At 57.4% G+C, this 22,346-nt stretch carries 25 protein-coding genes; 13 read left to right on the forward strand and 12 right to left on the reverse strand.

What is annotated here, in order from left to right:
• Positions 1–207 precede the first annotated feature (207 nt).
• From sctC to WM40_RS12375, 10 genes are all read right to left on the reverse strand, one after another.
• Positions 208–2,265 (reverse strand): type III secretion system outer membrane ring subunit SctC, encoded by a 2,058-nt coding sequence (sctC, locus tag WM40_RS12330; RefSeq protein WP_096335556.1) that lies wholly within the window; start codon positions 2,263–2,265, stop codon positions 208–210.
• A complete protein-coding gene (locus tag WM40_RS12335; RefSeq protein WP_046152998.1) occupies positions 2,262–3,725 on the reverse strand; it encodes a helix-turn-helix transcriptional regulator in 1,464 nt (487 codons plus the stop codon). Before WM40_RS12335 ends, sctC begins: the two co-directional genes overlap by 4 nt.
• A 230-nt stretch (positions 3,726–3,955) precedes the next feature.
• Entirely contained in the window at positions 3,956–4,774 is an 819-nt protein-coding gene (sctT, locus tag WM40_RS12340) for a type III secretion system export apparatus subunit SctT (RefSeq protein WP_024903174.1), read from the reverse strand.
• 3 nt (positions 4,775–4,777) lie between these two features.
• A complete protein-coding gene (locus WM40_RS12345; protein ID WP_024903175.1) occupies positions 4,778–5,269 on the reverse strand; it encodes a hypothetical protein in 492 nt (163 codons plus the stop codon).
• Complete coding sequence (gene sctN, locus WM40_RS12350) at positions 5,266–6,588, reverse strand: type III secretion system ATPase SctN (protein WP_024903176.1); 1,323 nt, start codon at positions 6,586–6,588, stop codon at positions 5,266–5,268. The genes WM40_RS12345 and sctN overlap by 4 nt, the downstream gene beginning before the upstream one ends.
• Positions 6,585–7,373 (reverse strand): type III secretion system stator protein SctL, encoded by a 789-nt coding sequence (gene sctL / locus WM40_RS12355; RefSeq protein ID WP_024903177.1) that lies wholly within the window; start codon positions 7,371–7,373, stop codon positions 6,585–6,587. The genes sctN and sctL overlap by 4 nt, the downstream gene beginning before the upstream one ends.
• Positions 7,358–8,092, reverse strand: coding sequence for a type III secretion protein HrpB4 (locus WM40_RS12360; protein WP_157685783.1), 735 nt, complete (start codon positions 8,090–8,092; stop codon positions 7,358–7,360). The genes sctL and WM40_RS12360 overlap by 16 nt, the downstream gene beginning before the upstream one ends.
• A gap of 20 nt (positions 8,093–8,112) precedes the next feature.
• The gene (sctJ, locus tag WM40_RS12365) at positions 8,113–8,883 is read right to left on the reverse strand and encodes a type III secretion system inner membrane ring lipoprotein SctJ (RefSeq protein ID WP_164468524.1); all 771 of its coding nucleotides are present in this window, start codon (positions 8,881–8,883) and stop codon (positions 8,113–8,115) included.
• Between the two features lie 29 nt (positions 8,884–8,912).
• Entirely contained in the window at positions 8,913–9,344 is a 432-nt protein-coding gene (locus WM40_RS12370) for a hypothetical protein (protein ID WP_157684996.1), read from the reverse strand.
• A 16-nt stretch (positions 9,345–9,360) separates the two neighbouring features.
• On the reverse strand, positions 9,361–9,828 hold the full coding sequence (locus tag WM40_RS12375) for an HrpB1 family type III secretion system apparatus protein (RefSeq protein WP_024903181.1): 468 nt from the start codon (positions 9,826–9,828) through the stop codon (positions 9,361–9,363).
• Between the two features lie 229 nt (positions 9,829–10,057).
• On the opposite strand from WM40_RS12375, the gene sctU reads away from it, so the two are divergent.
• From sctU to WM40_RS30105, 12 genes are all read left to right on the forward strand, one after another.
• A complete protein-coding gene (gene sctU, locus WM40_RS12380) occupies positions 10,058–11,173 on the forward strand; it encodes a type III secretion system export apparatus subunit SctU (protein ID WP_236693489.1) in 1,116 nt (371 codons plus the stop codon).
• Between the two features lie 18 nt (positions 11,174–11,191).
• Positions 11,192–13,117 (forward strand): FHIPEP family type III secretion protein, encoded by a 1,926-nt coding sequence (locus WM40_RS12385; RefSeq protein WP_036009435.1) that lies wholly within the window; start codon positions 11,192–11,194, stop codon positions 13,115–13,117.
• A 14-nt stretch (positions 13,118–13,131) separates the two neighbouring features.
• Positions 13,132–13,956, forward strand: coding sequence for a type III secretion HpaP family protein (locus WM40_RS12390; protein ID WP_081764891.1), 825 nt, complete (start codon positions 13,132–13,134; stop codon positions 13,954–13,956).
• 14 nt (positions 13,957–13,970) lie between these two features.
• Complete coding sequence (gene sctQ, locus WM40_RS12395; protein WP_046152999.1) at positions 13,971–15,080, forward strand: type III secretion system cytoplasmic ring protein SctQ; 1,110 nt, start codon at positions 13,971–13,973, stop codon at positions 15,078–15,080.
• Positions 15,064–15,711, forward strand: a complete 648-nt coding sequence (sctR, locus tag WM40_RS12400) for a type III secretion system export apparatus subunit SctR (protein ID WP_024903186.1) — start codon at positions 15,064–15,066, stop codon at positions 15,709–15,711. The genes sctQ and sctR overlap by 17 nt, the downstream gene beginning before the upstream one ends.
• Before the next feature lie 4 nt (positions 15,712–15,715).
• Positions 15,716–15,976, forward strand: a complete 261-nt coding sequence (gene sctS, locus WM40_RS12405; RefSeq protein WP_024903187.1) for a type III secretion system export apparatus subunit SctS — start codon at positions 15,716–15,718, stop codon at positions 15,974–15,976.
• A 113-nt stretch (positions 15,977–16,089) separates the two neighbouring features.
• Complete coding sequence (locus WM40_RS12410; RefSeq protein ID WP_157685784.1) at positions 16,090–16,842, forward strand: hypothetical protein; 753 nt, start codon at positions 16,090–16,092, stop codon at positions 16,840–16,842.
• 42 nt (positions 16,843–16,884) lie between these two features.
• Positions 16,885–17,892 (forward strand): hypothetical protein, encoded by a 1,008-nt coding sequence (locus WM40_RS12415; protein ID WP_157684998.1) that lies wholly within the window; start codon positions 16,885–16,887, stop codon positions 17,890–17,892.
• 23 nt (positions 17,893–17,915) lie between these two features.
• Positions 17,916–18,134, forward strand: a complete 219-nt coding sequence (locus tag WM40_RS12420; RefSeq protein WP_157684999.1) for a hypothetical protein — start codon at positions 17,916–17,918, stop codon at positions 18,132–18,134.
• A gap of 154 nt (positions 18,135–18,288) precedes the next feature.
• Positions 18,289–18,447 (forward strand): hypothetical protein, encoded by a 159-nt coding sequence (locus WM40_RS30745; RefSeq protein ID WP_164468525.1) that lies wholly within the window; start codon positions 18,289–18,291, stop codon positions 18,445–18,447.
• 127 nt (positions 18,448–18,574) lie between these two features.
• On the forward strand, positions 18,575–19,030 hold the full coding sequence (locus WM40_RS12425) for a CesT family type III secretion system chaperone (protein WP_024903191.1): 456 nt from the start codon (positions 18,575–18,577) through the stop codon (positions 19,028–19,030).
• A gap of 24 nt (positions 19,031–19,054) precedes the next feature.
• The gene (locus tag WM40_RS30105; RefSeq protein WP_157685000.1) at positions 19,055–19,282 is read left to right on the forward strand and encodes a hypothetical protein; all 228 of its coding nucleotides are present in this window, start codon (positions 19,055–19,057) and stop codon (positions 19,280–19,282) included.
• Positions 19,283–19,380: 98 nt separating this feature from the next.
• Here WM40_RS30105 and WM40_RS12435 read toward each other — a convergent pair whose 3' ends face one another.
• A complete protein-coding gene (locus WM40_RS12435; protein ID WP_157685785.1) occupies positions 19,381–20,166 on the reverse strand; it encodes a response regulator transcription factor in 786 nt (261 codons plus the stop codon).
• A gap of 878 nt (positions 20,167–21,044) precedes the next feature.
• Here WM40_RS12435 and WM40_RS12440 point away from each other — a divergent pair.
• Positions 21,045–21,485: a lytic transglycosylase domain-containing protein gene (locus tag WM40_RS12440; protein ID WP_036009442.1), complete on the forward strand. Its 441-nt coding sequence runs from the start codon at positions 21,045–21,047 to the stop codon at positions 21,483–21,485.
• A 524-nt stretch (positions 21,486–22,009) separates the two neighbouring features.
• On the opposite strand, the gene WM40_RS30645 is transcribed toward WM40_RS12440, so the two are convergent.
• Positions 22,010–22,342, reverse strand: a complete 333-nt coding sequence (locus tag WM40_RS30645; RefSeq protein ID WP_162199066.1) for a hypothetical protein — start codon at positions 22,340–22,342, stop codon at positions 22,010–22,012.
• Between the last annotated feature and the right edge of the window lie 4 nt (positions 22,343–22,346).

The following is a 22,346-nucleotide window of genomic DNA, read 5'->3' on the forward strand; positions in this document are numbered from 1 at the left end:
CTGACGTAGTGTACGTAGCAGTGGCGATCAGGCCATATTTTAGCAATATTATCGTGCGCTTATCGCTCGGGCATCCATGCGCGGGCGGTTCTTCTTTTTCGCGCTTGGCACGTATTACGTACGGGGACCGCCTGTAGGGTTGCAAGGCTTCTCCCTCCAGCGCAGGATGCCGCTCCATCGCTGAAGGCGGTTTTAGGACAGTCACCCCTATTGGTCATGTCCCGCGTCATTGTACATCCCAATAGTCGTCGGACCTGTCCGAAGGCCGGTTATTGAATGCATGTCAGAAAGACCGCTATCGCCCTGTTGCCGGGGATAGAGATTCATCGGAACGGGCGGCGGCGGCATCCTTTCCATTTGATTGTCCGGCGGCACTACTACACCTAAACCCGTATCATCGCTGCGTACTGCGCCACTGTCGCCACCACCCGCCGCCGCTGACAGCACTCGCGGCGTAAGAAGAAAGAGACGCTGAAAGCGCTGTCCCTGATGATGCCGAAAGCGAAAGAGACCACCAATTACCGGGATTTTCGAGAGTAGCGGTATCCCGGTTTGCGTGCGATCGTCTTGATCCACCGAATAGCCTGCAATCAGCAAACTGTCGCCCTCTTTGATCAACGCCTGGGTATCGATCGTGCTGTTGCTGACAACTGGCAATTTTCCCACCTCCTGATCGCTCAGCTTGCCATCCTCGATGTGCACGTCCATGCGTATATTCTCGCCATCAGGTGTGCTTACAATAGATGGAAGAACACGTAGGGAGACGCCTGCCGAGACGCTGTACAAGTCGGCCGACTGATAGCCAGATACTTGCACATAGAAGGTCTGCTTGTTGTCCATCAGCGCCTCGACGTTGTCGAGTGTTTCTACTTTCGGACTTGCCGTGACCCGGGCTTGCTCCGTCTGCTCCATTGCACTGATACGCGTCAACAAATAGCGCCCTGCGCCACCGATCACTGCGGTCAAGACACCGCCAGCCGGGGTTGTCAACACGCCAGCCGTCGTGGAGTCCAAAGGGTTGCCGAATCCCTGCGGATTCAATGAACTCGTACTGCTATTTTGCGATGTCTGGCCATTGCCAGTCTCGATATCGAAGTGGCCGGAATGCAGGCGCCAGTCGACGCCCAACTCTTTCAGAGCATTGTCCGTGATCTCGATGATGCTTGCGTCGATTTCCAGCACGCCCGGTCGCATGTCAAGTGATTGAATCAGCGAACCGAAGGCAGCCATATTATCTGCTCTGTCGCGTACGAGAATCGAATTACTACGCGAATCGGCCTCGATCGTCGGGCCGCCTTGCGCCCCTCCACTCCCGCCAGCGCGACCGCGTGCTCCGCCCGCGCCCCCTCCGGCCGACGCGCTCGCCATTTCCGTATCGCCAGCCGGTAGCGCCGCACCATCCCCCTTGGACGCGGCGGACTGCTGGTCAGCGCCCAGACCAGGCATGGAGGGTAGCGGCGGCGGTCGTCCGCTCGAAGCACGCGTGGCGCCTGCTGTCATGCCGTCGTCCTGCATTTCACGGACGCTGGGCATTCGGTATGCATCGCGCCGCGCCGGCGGCACATCGGTGGCGGCGTCGCCATTACGGGGCACGCCTTGCCCGTACAGCGAGCGCAGCAACGAGGCCACGCCACGCACCGTCACATTGCGGCCATTGATCGTGATGGTACGGTCGGTGGCCCATGCATAGCGCAGCGGAAACCGCTGCACCACCACCTTGTCGGCAGCGTCGGATTTATGGTCGATCAAATGCGCGACATCGGTCACCAGTTCGACGAAGCGCGGAGGGCCGGACACCACCGCGGTACCGGACACGCTATCGTAGCGTACCGGAAACCGAGGATCGTCGATCTGCAGCCTCGAGAGAGCGCGCCGCAGTTCATCGGTGCTCACATTAGAAAGACCCAACGTAGCGCTGCGTGCTTCATTGGCGCCATAGATCCGTAGCACGCTACCGTCGTAATACCACAATACCCCGAATGACTCAGCCATTTGATCGAGAAAGCGTTGCGGCGTCGCATTGAACCGTCCCGCCACCGTGCCTTCGACATGCGGAGAAATCCACGTGGCCACATGCTGGCTCGCGCCAAAATCCCGTAATACATCCTTGAGATCCTTGTGATCCGCCACGTACTCGAACCGGTTGCTCTGCCACGGAATATGCTCGGCATGCACCGGTAACGACAGCACGCCCGCGGCGAGAAGCCCCGCGCACAGCGTCCTTACCCGTAGAACCTTCTTGCGGTCGCGAAAAAGAGGTTTCATGACTGGCCCACCTCGCGATGCATCGTCTCTGACGGAGACTCATTGAATTCACGCCGGTAACCCTTGGCCAACGCGGAACGACTCTTCAGGCCCCAACGGCTGGCTGTACCAAAAATAGAACCGGCCGCGCGTTCGTCGCTTAGCAAGTCGCTCCGAATGCTTTCCAAACGAAGCTTGCGTATCAACGCGCTGGGTGACATACCGATCGATCGCCTGAAGGCAAGTTGAATGGCGCGCTCGGTAACATTGATTTGCGCGGCAATTTCCCGGGTATTCAAATCGGCCCGCTCCAGATTCTCGATAATGTAGCGATATGCCCGGCGATACTTCGCTGGCAAACGCGCAAAAACGTCATCCGTCGGCAGCGCACGACTCACCGAAGATTGCGTAATGCCGATATCCGTCGTTTCACTGCGCAAACAGCGCAACGCTTCCGATGCATAGCTTGCGTAAAGCTTCAGCGCCTCCGCGGGATTGCCACGGCACACCGCCATTTTGGACACGCAATAGAGATAATCGAAGTTGCTGCGACGGGTTCCCGTCTCGGCTTCGGTACGGCTGATCTTCGCGAGCACCAGGTCGGCGATGTCGTCGAGGCCGCCCGCCAGTGCAGCAAGTACGATATCCAGTTTCGCGAGGAACGCTTGATCCGCACCCCTAAATACCTGAGGTCGACTGATCGCATCCAGTAGTGGTCCGACCGCGGCGCGCTCGCCTCGTGCCAACGACGCGAGCCATGCAAGATATTCATGGCGCTGTACCAACAACGCAGGCATCGGCGACACAAGGACCGTGCAATCCGTCAGCTTGTTCGTCACGTCGATCCGATCAGCCGCGCCCTGCGCGTGCGACAGATAGGCTGAACTCCAAAATGCGTGATCCTTGAGTGTCGTGGCCGTACGAATGCGCAACTGTACGTCGAATTCGAGTGCAAGTAGCGAAATTACCAAGCGCCATGTGGGATCGGTATGGCAATCAGCAAGGTCGGCGGCCTGTAATAGCGCTTCGTCGGCGTCGCGCTGCCTACCCACCTGATGTTGCACCAATGCTGAGGCGATTAACGCTTCAAGTCGATCAGTAGTACTTGACGCTTCGTCGTTAATAATACGCACAAAGCATTTTGCGGTGGCTGCGTAGCGATCTCGCGCCATGAGTTGCCAACCCGTATTGCGGCACGACATGATGCGCAACCGGTTATCATCACCCACGATCATGCTCTGTGCACGACGATACGTTTCCTCCGCATCTTGCGCGTAACCTAAAACGAGTGATGCATCCGCCGCAGCGACCAGACGCTGGATATCGGTGTCGACTCGCTTATGAGACGGGCGCTCCAAGGCGTCGTCGACCAGACAATAGGCCCTCTCCGTAGCACCGTCGAGCATGGCGGCACTATATGCAGGCAAACCGTTCTTCTGTGTCAGCCCGGACAACAGGGCAAAGTAGATTGATGAAAACATGATGATCCCATCCCAGAATGTTGCCGATGCGGATCGGACAATCCGCGCAGGTAGCACAGCGTGACCTATGTTTTTCCCGGCCACGGGTTAATGGTAATGACATCACGTTCGCACAATCTCAATAATCGGCAGTGCTCTCCACAACAATGCTCATCAAAATGATGTGTAACAAGCAGACATAGCATCATGCACAGGTAACTGAAACGTCACAATACGCTTCCTGCCACGGGTCATGGCAGCATGCCTTTGATCAATTCGGTAGATAGACCCTGTATCTGCACGTCCCCAACCACCTGAGAGGCAAAAACTGCCACCAGAGCAATCAGCATCAGCACGCCAATGACGCCTCGCAGCGGTTGGCTGAGCGAACTGGGCTCAAGCTTGTCAGCGGCGCGAGCGACGATACCCAGACCCACGTCGACCAACACCAGCACAAGCATTACTGGGGTGCCAAGCTTCGCCAAGGCTGTCCAGATCGAATCCGTGCGCTGGATGAGAAACGTTTCGGTCGTGGCGGCAAGCGATGGGTAGAGGACGGATGGCGGCCACCATTTGAAAGAGCGAAACAACGCACCCAAGACAAACAGCATGCCGCCGCCGGCGTAAAAGAGCGTCACCACGAGTTGTAGTAGCAACGTGGAAACGGGCGTACTTTGATCACCTCGCAAAGGATTAGTCATCTGGACATTATTGAAGCCGGCCAAGTCATCAATCATCGTCCCAAGGGATTGCGCAATCCAGAAAACCGGTGCCGCGCAATAACCAAACGCCAGACCGAGGAAAGCTTCCTTGCAAGCCAGCACTAGGAACCCACCGCCACCAAGTCCTTCGAAGGCTTGTGGTGATTGCGCGGCGGCAGCAAATATCGACAAGACGTACACCACGCCATTGCGTGCCGTGCCGGGCAACACGGTATCACTGGTGGCGGGCAGTAGGATGAATGCCACCATGATGCGAATGCCAGTGAGCATCAGCATGACGATGAAGTTGTGATACGCCTCGAACCATCCTAGGAGTGCCTCGGACCATGCATGAAAATCGTGTGCCATCGATTACCTCGCGTGGCGGCGAGCCAACAGGTTTTCCGCCGCTTCTTCGTCAGTCGCAAGCTCTACCGCGACCGCAGCACGCTTCAGCAACTTGTCAAGCTTGCGACGACATTGATCAAGTGCCGATTGTGCCCGTGCAAGCGCCGCCTGCGCATCGGCGAGCCGCTGCTGCTGGTGTGTCACCGCCGCGCGGCATTTTTTCTCCGCGTTGCGCTCGGCCATAAGGACATCCTTCAGCGGCGCGCGCCAGGCGTCATGCGCAAGATAGTCGGATGTGACGACGTGGGTCGCACCATCGATCAACGCCACAATGCGTGCTTCGTGTTCAACGCATTTCTTTTCCGCCACGGTCACCGCGTGCATGGCCTCGGCGAGTCGGGACTGACGCTCGACGAGTGCCTTGCGCTCCCTTGTCACATCCGCTTCGCATCGTTCGCAGTGGCGCGTCTTTACGGATACGATGATGCGCCATTGACGGATCGCAAGCGCGGTCATGTCGGTATGAATTCGGAGATAAACGAGAGTGTGCGTGCCTCATCCGTCACTTCATCGGTGGGCTGTCCCAGAAATGATTCAATTGCCTCATGCTGGGCTATAGCCTCGTCGGCTAGCGGGTCGGACCCCTGTTGATACTCTCCCATCTGCATGAGCAACTCGACCTCCGCATACCTTGCAATAAGCTTACGTATATGGGCGGCGCCGCTGCAATGTTCTGGCGTTGCCACCAGGGTCATCACACGGCTCAGGCTGTGCAAGACGTCAATGGCAGGATAGCGATTGCGGGCCGCTATTTCACGAGAAAGCACGATATGCCCATCGAGAATGCCGCGGACTTCCTCGCTGATTGGATCATTGCCTTCGTCATCCTCCGCGAGCACTGTATAAAAAGCCGTGATCGACCCCTTCTCTCCCATTCCCGCCCGTTCCAACAACCGCGGCAACTCGGCGAAAATAGACGGCGGGAAACCCCGTCTTGTCGGAGGCTCGCCCGCCGACAGCCCGATTTCTCGCTGGGCGCGAGCGAAGCGTGTGAGCGAATCCATCATCAGCAGCACGCGCAAGCCACAATCGCGGAAATACTCGGCGACTGCCGTGCCAACGTAGGCGGCTTTCGTACGCTCGATGGACGAGCGATCCGACGTTGCGCAAATGACGACGCTACGAGCCATGCCCTCCTCTCCCAAAATCAGCTCGATGAACTCGCGAACCTCGCGCCCCCGCTCGCCGATCAGGACGATCACGTTGACATCGCATGCCGCCCCGCGCGCCAGCATGCCCAGCAACGTGCTTTTACCAACGCCGGCAGGCGCAAATATGCCTACGCGCTGCCCCTCTCCTACCGTCATCAGTCCATCAATGACTCGTACGCCGGTAGGCATCGGGGTGTCGACCATTCGTCGCTTCAGCGGATCAGGCGCAGCGGCCATCACCGGGCGTAGCGACTGCCATTCCAGCGGGCCTTTACCGTCGATCGGGTCGCCAAGGGCATCCACGACTCGCCCCAGTAACGTGTCTCCCACCGGCACCGAAAGCGGGCGACCAAGACCCGTTACCCGCGTTGCACGGGATAGCCCGGTGATACTGCCGAACGGCGCGAGTAATGCAAACTGCCGCGTGAAGCCCACGACCTCCGCGCGTTGCAACACCGCGCCGCGCGCATCACGCAATTCGCATAGCTCACCGAACGTGGCATCCAGTCCACCAACCTTCAACAGCGTGCCAACCGCCTCGACCACCTTACCATGACGCGCGCTTCCGTCTAGGACCGCAAGTTTCTCGCTCAAAGCATCTATATAGGCGGTAACGTCATTCATGGGTTCACCCTGGTGACGTCTACAGCATTGTCAGGCAGCGTATCATCGATGTCGCCTTCCGGTACAAGGCCCTCCTGATACGTGTCCGCGCTTTCGCTACTTGCGGGTTCGGCGGACGTCACGCGTCGAATCGCCGCCGCGATCGCGCGCAATTGCATGGGCAACCCGCCTTCAATGACGCCGTGATCCCATTCGCAAACGCAACTGCCGGGCTCCGCCTCAGGATCAACCAGGATTTCGGGATTCACCGGCCATCCGTTCGCCTCGCACACGTTCCTGAACGCGTGCGTTGCCTCGCGAATATCGCACTCGGCAACGCGTACAGTAAGAAAAGATGTATCTTCCAAGCTGCGCGATAGCGACACGGCGACTTGTGTGAACAACGCGTCGCGTTCTGTCTCGCCAACTACCTTCGTGACCGTGCGCATGATAAGCCCGGCAATACGCTGCCGGGACGCCACCAGGACATCGCGCTCGGCCTTGGCGCGGCGAAGCATGGTGGCGTGTGCCTCCTGCATCGCGCGTCGGCGGCCGGCCTCATAGCCGAGACGCGCGGCATTCTCATATTTCGTTTGCGCGGCCCGCAGCGTGCGCTGCGACTCTTCTTCGGCGGCGCTGTGTATTGCCTGGGCATCCCGCCGCGCCGCTGAGAGCAGTTCCTCGGTGCACCTTTCAAAATGGACCGAAGCGCGGTCCAGTTCAACCAGTTGCGCCAATTCGCTCGCGCGCAGGACATCCTGTCCGACACCGATGCCCCCGCTTGGTTTTCTCAGCCAAATAACCATGTCAACTCCGGAAACAACTTACCTGCATCCGAAAGAAACGCTTCCGAATCATCCGTCGGGCCACGTTCCAAACGGTTTGACGCCGCTTCTAGCACCGGTCCTTGTGCAGGCGTATCGCTTTCACCGGGATTATCGTCCAAGGCCAAGCCGATCAATCTGCGCGCAGGTGCGAGCGGCCATGCCTCGTCGCGCTCGAACAATAAGCGTCCCGCGGCAACAAGTGTGTCAGCCGTCGCGTCCTCTGGAACCGGCACGTTTGCGGAAAGCGCATTCAGCCCCATTTCCGTGAGCGCAACGAATGTAGGTTCGCCCAATGCATTGGCGAGAACGTGGCGTTGTTTGCCGGAGACGATACGGCGCAGTGCGCCGCGCGATGGATAAATGGCGCGTGCAGCCAGCACCGGTCGCAGTGATGCCGCATCCAGCAACGCGAGACGACTTGCCCGGTGCACGTAAGCGCTGACTGGTGCCGACGCACCTAGCCAGACATCTCTTGCCGCGTACCACATGCGGTTTGCGCGTGGGTTGAACGGCACGCCAAGCCGACGGCATTGCCCCGCCGCCAATCGCGCGGCACCGCTCGTTATGCGCGACTCATATGCGCGAAGCCATTGAAGCGTACGTTGCGGGTCAGGCGGCCTGTCATCCCAGCGCCGGTCGTGTCCCGCTCCATGCGTTAACGCAACTGACGCATGACCGTTGTGCGGTTCGCCGCCCATGATAGTCTCGATATGACCGCTCATGTAGCAGCCCCGCTGGCACGTGCGCGCAATCGCAAGGCTGCCGCCTTCAACGTTGAGCCAAAACGAATTACCAGATAGCAAAGTGCAACACCCAGCAAAGCAGCCGCGGTGATACTGATGGCCCAAAGCCACTGCGACGGAATCGAGGGCGCGGGAAGTTGCGGCGGTTCGGGCGATGCCGTGCCAGGCACCATCGTCACACTGACGTTATCATAGGTCAACCCCTCGACCGCGTGCATGACGAGGTTCTTCAGATTCGGAGTCAACGTCGAGACATCAGTACCGGGCAGGTACTTGATGAACACGGAGGCCGAAGAAGGTTTAACGGTTGTGGCGAGTGGGTCATTATTCGGCAGCACGATCTGCACGTTGGCATAGACGACACCATCGATGCGCGACAGTACTTCCGAGAGTTGTTGTGACACGCCGTAAATAAAACGCACGCGCTCCTCCGTCGGCGTGGAAATCAACCCCTCCTTCTTGAACATATCTCCTAGGTTCTGGAAGCGCTGGTGGGGCAAACCTCGCGCGCGCAGAACATCGATCGCCCGGGCAAATTGGCTTCCTTCAACGGACACGCTCCACGTCTTGCCGCCATCGTCGCTTTCCTTCGATGCGTCTACCCGGGCGTCCAGCAGCACGGCCAACATGTCATTTGCGTCGTTCTCCGATAACTGCGCAAATAGTTGCTTGCTGCAACCGGTCATCGCGATTACGACGCAGCACATAAGCAATACTGTACGGAACCACTTTAAATAGTAGGCCATTTGCATCCGTCCTGTACAAGGCAGTCGAACTACTGGTTCTTCATCAGTGTTTGCACCGAACTCTTACCACCCTGCGCGACCGCCTCGCCAACATACAATTTTCCCACCATTTCGGACACCATAAGTTGTACCTTGATCGACTGAGCCGCCGCCTCCTGCATCGACATCGTGGATGCGTCCCCGGCAAACTTGTCAACCTCACCACGCAAGTTCGCTACGGCCTGGTCTTGCTGGGTAACGACATCGGACAAGGCAGATGGACCCTGTGTGTGAGACATGCTGGGCGGAGCAAGACGCGCCGAATCCAGCTTGCTGCGAAACAGATCCACGAGTTGTGCGCTCGGCTCCTGGGCGGTCCCCGAACCCACCGCCGCGCCAGGAACGCTCGAGGAGATCGGTTCCTGGCGCGACACCGTGGATGTTGCGTCTAGCGGGGGAACGGGTGGAATCGTCAGACTCATCGTCATGCTCCTTTTGTTAGGCCCGCAAGTGGCGATGCTGCATCAGTTTCTGAAGATCGTCTCGATTGAGCTGCGACGCGTCCGCGGGCGTTTCGGGGGTGCGTTTCTTCCCGAGTAATGTCATCACCAGATCCACCGAGTCCTTGTCCTCATTGCGGCTTGCCACGTCGTTGGCATAGACGCGCCACGCCGGGTCGTCCAGACCGCACAGCGACACGGCAAGCAGCGCGGCCACGTAAGGACCGAAAGAACCTCGCAACGTGCGTTGTTCGAGTACACGCAGTTCGCGCACGGCTTGGGCAAAATCGCGCCGCCGGATCATCAACCACGCGTCATACGCATACAACTCCATGAAATCGGGACGTAACACATGCAAAGCAGCGAGCAGTCGCTCCGATTGCTCAATATAGCCATGCTTGGCACCAAACATCAGCGCCTCAATCAAGGCCGACACGAGTCGGTTACTACATTTTGTCAGCGACATGGAATGCTCCCGTTTTTGGTCGAAACACCAGATATCCGAACGACTTTCCTATTTTGGAATGGAAAGTCTGCGCCTCGGCGATGTGCAACGGTACTGCGGTGCGCACGTGCGATGAATCGTGGCGACGAACCACATGCGCTGTTAACGAAAGGGGGGCTTCGTCGAAAAGCGGCGCACGGCGGCGTTCGTCGTTAGACCCATCGTTTCGCCGCGGCCACCGGCAATCGTGATGAACGGCCACGAAAATCGCGCCGATATACAAGACAAAGGCTTCGCGATGGCCGACGAAAAGACAGAACAGCCCACTGACAAAAAGCTGCGAGACGCACGCCGCGACGGCGAGACCGTGAAGAGCACGGATCTTCCCTTCGCGGCGATGTTGATCGTCGCAGCCATCGCGTTTTCAGTTGGCGGCCCTCATATGGCGGAGCAACTGCGCATCGTCATGCGTGGCGGACTAGACGTGGTCAACTCGCAAAACGGCAGCGCTTCACTGCATGAGCTGCTTGTCTCGGCAGGCATTCACGCACTGCTATTGCTGCTCCCCATTGTCATGGGTGCCGCCTTTATCGGCGTTGCAACGATCGCTGCGCAAGTCGGACTGGAAATATCGCTCAAACCACTCGAGCCGAAATTCGACGCGATCAACCCGGCTTCCGGCCTCAAGCGTATTTTTTCGGTACGTTCGCTTATCGATCTCGTCAAGACCATCGTAAAAGCCGTCCTGATCACGGCGGTGCTTTGGAAAACGATGATGATTCTGATGCCGTTGATGCTCGGCGTGGTGTACGAGCCGGTCGACAGCATCGTCAAGATCGCGTGGAGCGTGGTTTGCCGGGTGCTCGGCATAGCGGGTGTCCTTTATCTTATTATCGGCATCGCGGACTATGGTATCCAGCACTGGCTTTTCATCCGCGATCACCGCATGAGCAAGGACGAAGTCAAGCGCGAACACAAGAATTCAGAAGGTGATCCGCTCATCAAAAATCAGCGCCGTAAAATCGCGCGGGAATCAGCATCGTCCGGTCAGCAGCAACCTGTCAAAAACGCAAATGTGGTTGTTGTGAATCCGACGCACTACGCTGTGGCGCTCCGTTACGACCCGTCCGAATTTGGATTACCGCGTGTTATTGCGAAGGGTGTTGATGCGGAAGCCCGCGTTATCCGTGAAGAGGCGGCGCGCCACGGTATACCGATCGTCGGCAATCCACCGCTCGCACGCGCGCTTTATACCGTGACGATCGAAGACCCGATACCCGAACAGCTCTTCGATGCTGTGGCGAGCGTGCTTGCCTGGGTCGAGAGCATCGGTGGCAAGCGTGAAGGCGCGGCTACCCCACACTGATTCCCCACGGAGGGACCCATGCTGAAGACATTACGCCTTGACGAGTTTGGCGGCGAGGTTGCGATCGCATCCTTGGTCGTTGCTGTTATCTCGCTGATGATCCTGCCATTACCGCCCTTTCTGATCGACACCTTGCTAGGGCTCAACATCACCATCAGCGTGGTGCTGCTGATGGTGACAATGTACATCCCGAACGCCACATCGCTCTCATCGTTCCCCGCGCTGCTCTTGTTTACAACGCTCTTTCGCTTGTCGTTGAACATCGCGTCGACCAAGTCTATCTTGTTGCATGCCGAAGCCGGGCACATCATCGAGAGTTTCGGCGAGTTGGTTGTCGGCGGTAATCTCGTTGTCGGCCTGGTGGTCTTCCTCATCATCGCGACCGTGCAATTTATCGTGATCGCGAAAGGTTCGGAGCGTGTTGCCGAAGTGGGCGCCCGCTTTACACTTGATGCGATGCCCGGCAAACAGATGAGCATCGACGCCGACGTGCGCGCGGGCAATATCAGTGCGGAGGATGCGCAGCGCCGCCGCGGCATGCTCGCCATTGAAAGCCAATTGCACGGCGGGATGGACGGTGCTATGAAATTCGTGAAGGGCGATGCGATTGCGGGCCTGGTGATCACGTTGGTCAATATCGTTGCCGGCATCGTCATCGGCGTGAGCTATCACGGCATGACGGCCGGCGAGGCCGCGAATCGCTTCTCCGTGCTTTCCATCGGTGACGCGATGGTTTCGCAGATTCCGTCCCTCCTCATTTCGGTTGCTGCAGGTATATTGATCACCCGCGTTGCAGACGAACACAGCAAGCCGAGCTCGCTCGGCACTGAAATCGCGAAACAATTGTCCACGAGCTCGCGTGCGCTTTACAGCGCCGCGGCATTGCTGGGCGGCTTTGCGCTGGTACCTGGTTTTCCTTCTACGCTGTTCGCGATACTGGCTGTGACCCTGTTCGCATCGGGGCATGTGCTGCGTAAGCAGTTGAATGATAAACAGCCGAAACGCGGGCCGGAACTGGCTTCGCTGCGTACCGATGGCTACAAAGGCCATACGCCCACGATCGGTGAGCATCCGCCGGCGTTTTCCTCGCCACTCTCGGTACGCCTGGCCCCGCGACTGGCGGCACAACTCGATACCACCGCGCTCGACCGAGCCTTTGATACAGCGCGCAGGAATCTCGTCAACGAGCTCGGACTGCCCTTCCCGCGCACCGCCGTATGGAAAGACAATGCGGTGCCAGACGGGTGTTACCAGGTGTTGTTGCACGACGTGCCGCAATCCCCGGTCAAATTAGACGCAGCCCGAAACATCCGTGAAAAAGTCCTCGTCGAAGCCATTACAGAGGCAGTGCACGAGAACGCACACTTGTTCCTGGGTTTGCAGGAAACGCAATGGATTCTCGAACGCGTCGGCACGGAATACCCTGGGCTTATAGCGGAGGTGCAGAAAGTCGTGCCGGTGCTGCGCATCGCAGAAGTGTTAAAGCGACTGCTGGAAGAACACGTGCCGATCCGCAATCTGCGCGCCATCCTCGAAAGCCTGACCAACTGGGGTTCGAAGGAAAAAGATCTCCTGCTGCTCACCGAATACGTTCGTGGCGACCTCGGCCGGTTCATTGCCCACCGAGCGACGGGCGGCAAGGGGGCATTGCCCGCGATTCTGCTCGACATCGAGGCCGAGCAAACCATTCGTCAATCGATCAAGCAGACGCCTGCTGGCAACTTCCTGACGCTCGAACCGCAGCAAGTCAATCAACTGCTCGACGCAATCGAGGAGATCGTCGGTACGCAGCCTCCGGAATATCTTGCCATCGTCACATCAATGGACATTCGTCGATATTTCCGCCGCATGGTCGAACAACGGCTCAAGTGGCTTCAGGTCTACTCCTTCCAGGAACTGGGAGATGACATAAATCTGCAACCTGTCGGCCGCATCGCCATTTAAAGCGAGATGATGCGATGACACGTATTCACCCGTCACGAGCAATTCGCGTCATGGCACCCGCAAAACCGGTCGGGCCATCGGTAGCGAACACCGCGCGTACGCTCGACGCAAAGGCACGACAGTTCGGCGCGTTATATGAGGATGCCTGCCTGCGCGCTACCCAGAGCAAATCACCAGATGATGACCCGAATGGCAACCCGCAGGGGTATCCGGACAACCCGGACCCTGGCGAAACCAAATCGGAGACGTCGCACGGCGTTGCTACGGTAACAGAATCCCTTTCATCGACACTTGAAGCCACGCAGCCGTTCATACCACCGGCGACGCTGTCTCCGCTGCCGATGCTGTCCTCGGAGACGCGCGCGTTGCTCGCAAATAAGGCAAAACCGCGCATTGTCACTGTGCGTCACGCCATCGGATCGGGAGTGCAAAGGAAAGGCCGGGACTATGACCGGACGCGAGCGTTCCATCAGCATGAGGAAAATGACGCGCAAAATGCCGTTGCAACACCATCTGTCTATTTGCAGTCCGGTCCGAGTGGTACGCATGTTTCCGAACACGTGTTACTCACTTCGCATATCGCGGAGCGCGTTGCGTCATTGTGCGTCAATTCCGTCATCCGAAAAACAAATCCTTTGGAAGTTCGGCTCACACTGGACCCCGCTATTTTGCCCGGCGCGGAACTTCATCTACATCTTTCGGGCTCGGCCTTATCCCTTCGCTTCAGTAGCACGGACCCGCACGCCAGAACGCTAATGTATGACAATCTCGGTGCGTTAGACACACGTCTCAGGAAGCTGCTTGACAGCGATATGAGCGTAATCATCACGGTTACTTGAAGGATTCCATATCTATGTCCATGCCACGCGACTTTACTCGACTTGGCGACCGACTGCGTCGTTATACGCCGGCGCTCGCCAGCATTTCGCGGACGATGTTCGACGCGCGTAACGGGTTTGCATCGAAGTATCAAATTGCATCAGCGTCAAGCGTGAAAGATCCACCGTTGCATCGGACCGCATGCGTGCGAATCGGGAGCGGACACGGTCAACTATCGGTGCGCGTGCGCGTAAGCGACTATGCTGCATTGGAATTGATTGCCTTGGAACCAGACCATGCACAGCGTGTGGCGCTGGCAAATCTTTGGCTCGCTTCGTCGACGGAAATGCTATCAAGGCATGGCATCATCGATGCCGAAGTGCTGGACGTTTCCCTCGATACGGAAATAATAGACACCAGCATGAGGCAACAGAGCAAGGACAGTGACCAGGCACTACACCTTGCTTATCATGACGCCAACGCTATACATACGGCATCGTTGCTTGATGCGTCGACCGACATCGCCGCAGCGCTTGCACGGCACGCCGCCGCCACTCGGGACGCGTCGTCGATGCTCGCCGATTCGATCACCACTATCTCGGTGCCAACACGGATACGCCTGCGTAGCCGCCGATGTACATCAAGCGTGCTGGCGTCGTTACGTCGGGGCGATGTCCTTCTTGGATGGCCGCACGCGCGCGGCTATGCGTCGGGCAATGCGCTTGGACACGTGACAGCATACTGGGGTGCAGCGAGCGGTCTTGCTGCCTGCGCCCAAGGCAGCATCGACGGTTGCAACATCATCCTTGAAACGCCTCCAAAAATGATGAGCTACGACACAGACCTTTCCCTCAAAAGCGCCTCCAATGCATCCGACGAAAATACGGCTCCCGACAATCCGATCGACATGAACCAGGTTGAATTACCTGTTCACATTGAAGTGGCGACCGTCAACCTGACCATCGGCCAGATCGCGGCGCTGCAACCGGGTTACATCCTGAACTTGCCGCTCACACTGAACGATTCCGAGATCCGTTTGATCGCACATGGGCAGACGCTCGCGACAGGCGAACTCGTCGTGGTCGGGGACAACCTCGGTCTCTTCATCCAGCATATTGCGAATCCCGATGAACGGAACGCCTGAAATCGCCTCGCTGCTGATAGCCGCTGTTGCAATAGCGGTTTTGCCATTCGCGGCAATGGTGGTCACCTCCTATACAAAAATCGTGGTTGTGCTCGGATTGCTGCGAAATGCGCTGGGCCTGCAGCAGGTGCCCCCTACGTCCGTTCTCAATGGCGTGGCCATCATGGTGTCGTGCTTCATCATGGCCCCCGTGGGCATGGACGCAATGCACCGCGCACAACTTTCCAGTGACGGCACTTCAAGCGTACAGGTTATGCCGCTTCTGGACGCGGCGCGCGATCCTTTTCGCGTTTTCCTGAAACGCCATGCCTCCGAGCGCGAAAAAGCGTTCTTTTTGCGCTCGGCGCGTGAAATCTGGCCTCCGGAACGTGCCGCCGAACTGAAGCCGGACGATCTTATCATCCTCGCCCCGGCTTTCACGCTAAGCGAGCTGACGAGTGCGTTCAAGATAGGCTTCCTGCTGTACCTCTCGTTTATCGTGATTGATCTCGTCATCGCGAATGTCCTGATGGCGCTCGGGTTGTCCCAAGTCAATCCGACCAATGTCGCCATTCCCTTCAAGCTTCTGCTGTTTGTCTCCCTGGACGGCTGGTCGACGCTCGTGCATGGACTTATCTCCACATACAGGTGACGCCTTGGAATATGACGCCATCACACATCTCACCACGCAGGCCTTGACGCTGTGCCTGCTAGTGTCATTGCCGCCAGTGGCCATCGCGGCCGTGACGGGCCTTTTCATCGCGTTCTTGCAGGCCATTACGTCACTGCAAGACTCCAGTATTTCGCAAAGCGTGAAATTGATCATCGTCACGGTCGTCATTGTCATTGCCGCGCCGTGGGGGGCGGCGGCCATCCAGAACTTCGCACGTACGCTTTTACAGGTGATGTTCCCATGAGCATTCAACGCCTTGGTGGCGGGTTCACACCGTCAGATACGCCTTCGGATACTGATATAGCAGATCAGCAAACCATGGCGGCTCAGACGCATCATCGTCGCAACCACAGGGGCATGAGCTCCCGGCGCCCATCGCTGCGCAAGCGACGTAGCGCAGAGACGCCCGACGCGAACGATCCCGGTGCCGAAAGCGAGGAACTACTGCAGATGCTGGATCAGCATCTCAAGAAGGACCGCGATGCAACAAAAAAGATCGACGCACGTGAGAGAGGGGGCAACCAGCAAGCCTTTGATCAAGACGAACACTTCACCAATGCAGGCAAGGAGACGCATCGTGACGTCCCCACGGGTGATGACAATGCGCAAAGACACGCCAGAAAACTGCGTTTGGTCGATCGCGATACCCGCGACGAATCCGTGCTATTGAAACACTGGCAGGCGCATCTTCGTGGATCAGGCCCCTTGCCGCGAGAGCAGGCCGAAGCGGCGCTTATCGGCATGCATAAGAGCGTGCGCACCAAGTCGTCACTCCCCTATGTCGACGAGTCCCAACCCGCGAGCACGACCTATGAAATCATCGCCATCGCGCGCGAATTTCTCCAGCAGCTCGCGGAAGGCGAATCCGCCTCGCCCATGCGATTGACGGAAATACGTCAGCGACTGGTGTCCCTTTCGGAACGTAAAGAGCGGACCGTAGCATCTGCTTCAGGCGCGGCGGGCATGCGCCCACTCGCCGCTGCCGAGGAGTCCGTGAATCTGCTCTTACCGATCGCGCTGCTGAACATCAGTCGGCGCCGGACGCGCAAAGGACGCGCGATGGCAATCTCCGCACTTGCTGCACTGATTCGCCGTGGACGCAGCTGGTGAAATTTTCCGATTGATTAGCGGTACTATTCAGGAGTTTCGCTCATGTCTAAAGAAATTCGCATACTTACCGGCTTTCACGCTGGCGCTCGGATAAAGTTGATTACACCAACGATGTCGATCGGTGCCCATCCCGGCGCTGACATCCTGATCACTGACTGGAGCGAAGTCGGCATGCAAGTAACAATAGATGCGCAGGAAAACGTGTTCATCGGCACGCCTGAGGGCGGTGGGGACTCGCCAATGGTCGACTTCGCACCGGAACGCTTTGGTCAAATCGCATTATGCGCGGGGCCCACGGACGGGCACTGGCCATCCGATCTCGAATTGATGGATGTCATGCTGGGACGGCGACGGGAAGGCCGAAAGTATGAAGGTGAATCGAGTGATGGCGTCTACCCTGCCGGGCCGACGGTTCCACAGATCACCGTACGTCGACGCGTGCCGTGGTTGCACACCGGCGTGGCGGCGCTCCTGGTCGGATCGATCGGTGCAGCTGCCGTACTGCTGCCTGGGGGGAAAGCGCCAATGGCGGCTGACAATGCACCTTCACGCGTTTCATTGACCGACGTGAAGCGGGTGTTGGCGCAATCCAATCTGTCCGGGCTTACCGTTATCCCTCAGGCAGACGGCTTCTCGGTCATGGGAATCACGTCAAATTCCGCTGAAACAGGAAAAGCGCATGCCGCATTGCTCGCGTTGATTGGTAACCGGCTGGACTGGCGCGTCAGATCGGGTGACGTCATCGCCAGTGCGCTCGAAGAATCCCTGCATCAGGCTAACGTCCATGTTCAGTACGTCGGCGACAATCGCTTCGAGGTGACCGGCACGGCGCGTGACCCTTCATACACGCGGAACGTGGCCGCGCGATTTCGCGGTGATATGGCGCCGCTTACCGCCCATATCGATGTCAATGTGGTACGCGCCGATGAGCTAGCCGATGCAGGCGGCGTCGATTCAGCGCTGTCCGCGGACAATGTGCAATACGTTGAGGCAAGCGACGGCACGAAGATTTTCGAGGCCAAAGCGGCCGGCAATGTGACCCTTCATTGAGGAACGAAAAAATGTATGCAGCAATGACCGACAAACTGATAGACGTACTGAGCGAGCTGCCGGAGGCTGTGACGCAGGCGCATCGCCAACAGGATGTCCGCGATCTGGCCAATGCGCTTGACACAGTCGCCAACACCATTGCGGCACATTCGAGCGGCACCGGCAGTACTGAAGCACAGTCTGGCCGTGTCGTCGTCGACGGATTTCGCGCAGCGGCGCAGTTGTGCCGCATCGCAACGTAGCAGTATCGCGTGTGGCGCAAGGCATCTGACCAGGTCGATGCGCGACACGCGTGCAATTGTGCACGGCCAAGTGGCGGTGTACTTTTCCCGGCGTTCCGTCCCATGCGGAATGCTTCAATGTTGTAAAGGCAGTTTCTTTTAAAGGAGAATCAACATGTCAGGAAGCAGCGCAGTTTCGGGTGCAGCATCGACCAGCAGTTCCATCTCGGACATCTACCAAGCAATGGCAGAGGAAAACGAGATCAATAAGGCCAACACGATCGCGAAGCTGGCGACGATGGGGCCGAAAGCCGCGAAGGATATCGTAGGCTAAGCGATCCGGCGCGCCATCCGGCCGCGCGTGGTGCGCCGGTTGGGAGCCCTGGCGTTCCCAACCGGTTTTTTTATGCGTGGTGCATTCATATCCAGATACACGCTAGTGAATCGTATCCGCCATAGCCATGAGTATCGAACGACGAGACGATTTGATCCGCGAAATTTGCGGGATTCGTGAGATTCCCGCTCCGGAAGCCGTATTGAAGCGCGGCGTACTCGAGATCGACGGATTCGACACGGCAATCGATCATTTCGAGGAAGATCAGGAAGCGCTATACGTCACTTTCCAGTTCGGAATCGTCACCGCCGGTCGTACTTTGCGGGTGTTTCGCCTGTTGCTTGAGGCAAATCTGGCTGTGTATGCGCAAGACCAGGCGCAACTCGGTCTGGAAGCGGATACCGGTGCAATTGTCTTGATCGCGCGGGTTGCATTGAGCGACGAAATCACCGCTCAGTGGCTACTGGAACTGATCGAACACTATGTCGAGCACGGTCGTTACTGGCGGGACAATATCTTCATTGCCCGCGACGACATGTTCGAAAATCTGGCACGCGGCGACTACGTCTGGATACGCGCATAACGTCATCTTCCTTGGGAAAATATCATGACTCATGTTAGCAGCAGCAATAGCAGCCACGGAACGGCGGAATCGTCTTCCACGAATAAACCCGACGATAAAAAAAACAAGGATACCCAGAGCAATCAGGGTGGTAGCTCAAGCGATCTGGAAGCCGCGATCCAGGCGGCAGGAGCCCAGATCATGACCCAAATATTCCAGGATCAACAGGAGCGGACGGCCGAAGACCGGGAAGACGACGCTGACGCGGCTTAAGCCGACATCGATGACCTCCGCGCGTCGGCGGACCCTTGCAACCACCTGATAGCACTCCGTTCCGCCGGCGGAAAACAGTCCAGCGGAACGGCCGGCCATTAGAACGTCATGGGCAATTGCCGCGCAAGCGCCATCGCGCCGGAGCCGCTTTGGACATACTCCTCTGTGGGAACGTCTTCTCCGTCGTCAAGGTCCTCTCGTGCAACGCCGTTTCCCAGCATGTCGGGCAAGGAGGAAGGCGCATGCCGCAGTGACGCACCGCTGTCGGACCCGGCCTTCGCCACCTGAGCGACGTCGAGCTTGTACCCCAGCGCATACACAGTCTTGAGATTCAGCGCGGAATTTTCCGACAGGCGCAACTTTTTGCGCAGCTTGTAGATGTGCTGCTCGAGCGTACGCGCGGCAATCTGCTCCGTCGCACCCCAAACGCTGGCAGCAATCTGCGCCCGGCTGAGAAATGCGCCAGGATTAGAGAAAAACAACCATGCAATCGCAAATTCACGCGAGGTTAACGGGATCTCGACGCCATCGATGGTTGCAACGCCGATATCCCGACGAAGCAAATAACCGCCTATCCGAATCTGATGCGTGACAGTCTCCGGGCAACGTCGCTGCAACGCCAGATGAACGCGGAAATAGATCTGTTCCATGTCGAATCGATTGACGACATCGGTCGCGCCCGCATCAATCCAGCGCAACAGCCCCATCCAACTTGCCTGATTTGTTAGGACAATTACCGGAGATGCTGTATCGGCGTTGCAATCACGCCAGGATAGTAACGCACTGTTTGGTGACGGCACAGTTTTCGCATCAATCAATACAAGATTGTAACGACTCGTGCGCATGGCACGCAGCAGTTCGAGTTCACAGGAAAAAGCTTCCACGACGATCCCATCCTGCCTAAACCCTTCTTGGATGTTTCGTTGAAGCACCTGGTCTGCTGTTACGAATGCAAAAAGCAAGTTCAGATTCACGGCGGTCCGCATCCCTAAAAAGCAATACTTCGCTATTCCGACCATCGTCTTACTGCAATGACGACGACATTTTCATAAAGCCAGCTTTTTACCGATGTGTTCTCGTTATTTAATCGCCACGCGGATCGATTTCGATGAAGGACGTTCGCGACCGATGCGTTGGGCTGTGACGATTAACTGTATCCGGCATGGTCTCTCTGTCCGTTAGTGCCTGCTGGAGGCACTTTGGATGCGCGCACCTGGAAATTTTCCACGAAACACCGAAATCGCTTCACCATGGTGCGGCAATACCGAGACGCCCCTGGCGCATGCACTCGGCTCTCCTCAGCATTGTGGTTGCCGAGAGGGCGTACCAATGTAGCTCCATTGGCGTGGTTCTGCAAACCACATGGTTGAAGCCTGCACCGATCACCGTGTACCGGTCCGTGCTGGAACGACGAGAACAGGCACGCACACGTATGAAAACGTTTCATCATGCGCGCTGAAAGCATATTGGACGACGGCCAAGATACGTCTCAGGACACAACGACCGAAAAGGTGAAAGCTCCAACGAAGGGGGCCGCAGACGTGTCTACGGCCCGTCCTCGGGGGTACTACGTGACGCATCAGGCATCCGCCGATAGCGTCAGGAGCGACTATTTCGTGACATGACCCGAATTTTCGCGTTATCGATAACGTAAAGAAAGGAGAGATCTCCACAATCCGGCTTTTCACAAGGTAATGGAGGAAACCCCGTGCGTCGCGACAGTCATCGTCCCAGGCTTGCACGCCGCAAACACATCGGTATCATGGTCGCCATAGGTCTTATGACATGGGTGCAGTCCGCCAGAGCCGACTGCTTCGACGACGCTGCTGTATATCAGCACGTCAATCCGATGGTGTTGCGCGCCATCGCCTGGCAAGAGTCACGCGGTCGGCCGAACGCGATGCATCTCAACGCGAACGGTTCGTTGGACTACGGGGTAATGCAAATCAATTCCATTCACTTGCGGGAATTGGCCCGTTACCATATTGATCGCGCCACCCTGATGCAGCCCTGTAAAAACGTTTACATCGCGGCATGGCATTTACGCGGCAAGATGGAAAAGTACGGCAATAACTGGACCGCGATTGGCGCCTACCATTCAGAAACACCGGCCGAACGCGATCTTTATGCACATCATATCGCTGCTATCCTCATGGCATGGCATCAGCTCGGCAAGCAAGCAGAAACTTATAAAAGAAAATAATTCAAGACGCAAGCCGTACCGTCACCGACTTAACGTCCCCACCTCGGTGACGCGGACAAGTTCAACAGCATCTCGAACCGCCCAACGCCCCTTCCTACGCGACAAACCAGCGAACGCAAGTGCACGTATCGCGTAGCGCATGTTTGCGCCCTGTCGCGCCGGATCAGTATCGTTTGCCTGATACGCGCCCCAAAGATATTTTAATTATATGATGAATATTTCACGCTTTGTCTGCTTTTAACCATAAACACGTCGTCATTTTGCATGTATGCTCATGCTTCGTGCAAAGTAATAATTTGCAATAATGGAGGTGCTGAACCGTAGCATGCTAGGTGCAAAGGACTGCAAGGAGCAAGCAACCTTTCGATATCAGCGACGTACACACTTGTATTGTGTGCCAATCCCTTGCTGGGTAGGTGCGTCGCGGTGTAGAGCAATAATGAGAGAAGCCAATGGTGCCAAACCTGATCATGGACATGGGCGTTTTCTGGTCGAGTTCCACTGGTCGCAATATTACGGATGCCTTACATAATCAGGGCGTTCAAATCTTGCATCAAGACCATTTGATTGCGGAAGCGCGTCCGGCAATTGTCTTCGTCGATTGCTTCAACGTTGACGCGACCACCGAGATAGAAAAACTGCGAAATCGCACGACAGATCAGCACTACTTGATAGCGGCTCAGCGCGCACCCTCCGCAGAGGGAGTTGTATCGCTCATCGCAAGCGGCGCCAACGATGTCGCCACCGAAAATGATCTGATGAATCCCAAAGCCATCATCACTCGGGCACGGGATCATACGCAACTGCTTCGCTTCGCGCGCAATGGTGTTGCCGATTTCTCCGCGTTGCAACGTCATGCGG

This window comes from Robbsia andropogonis, assembly GCF_000970345.1.
GTDB classification, from domain to species: Bacteria; Pseudomonadota; Gammaproteobacteria; order Burkholderiales; family Burkholderiaceae; genus Robbsia; species Robbsia andropogonis.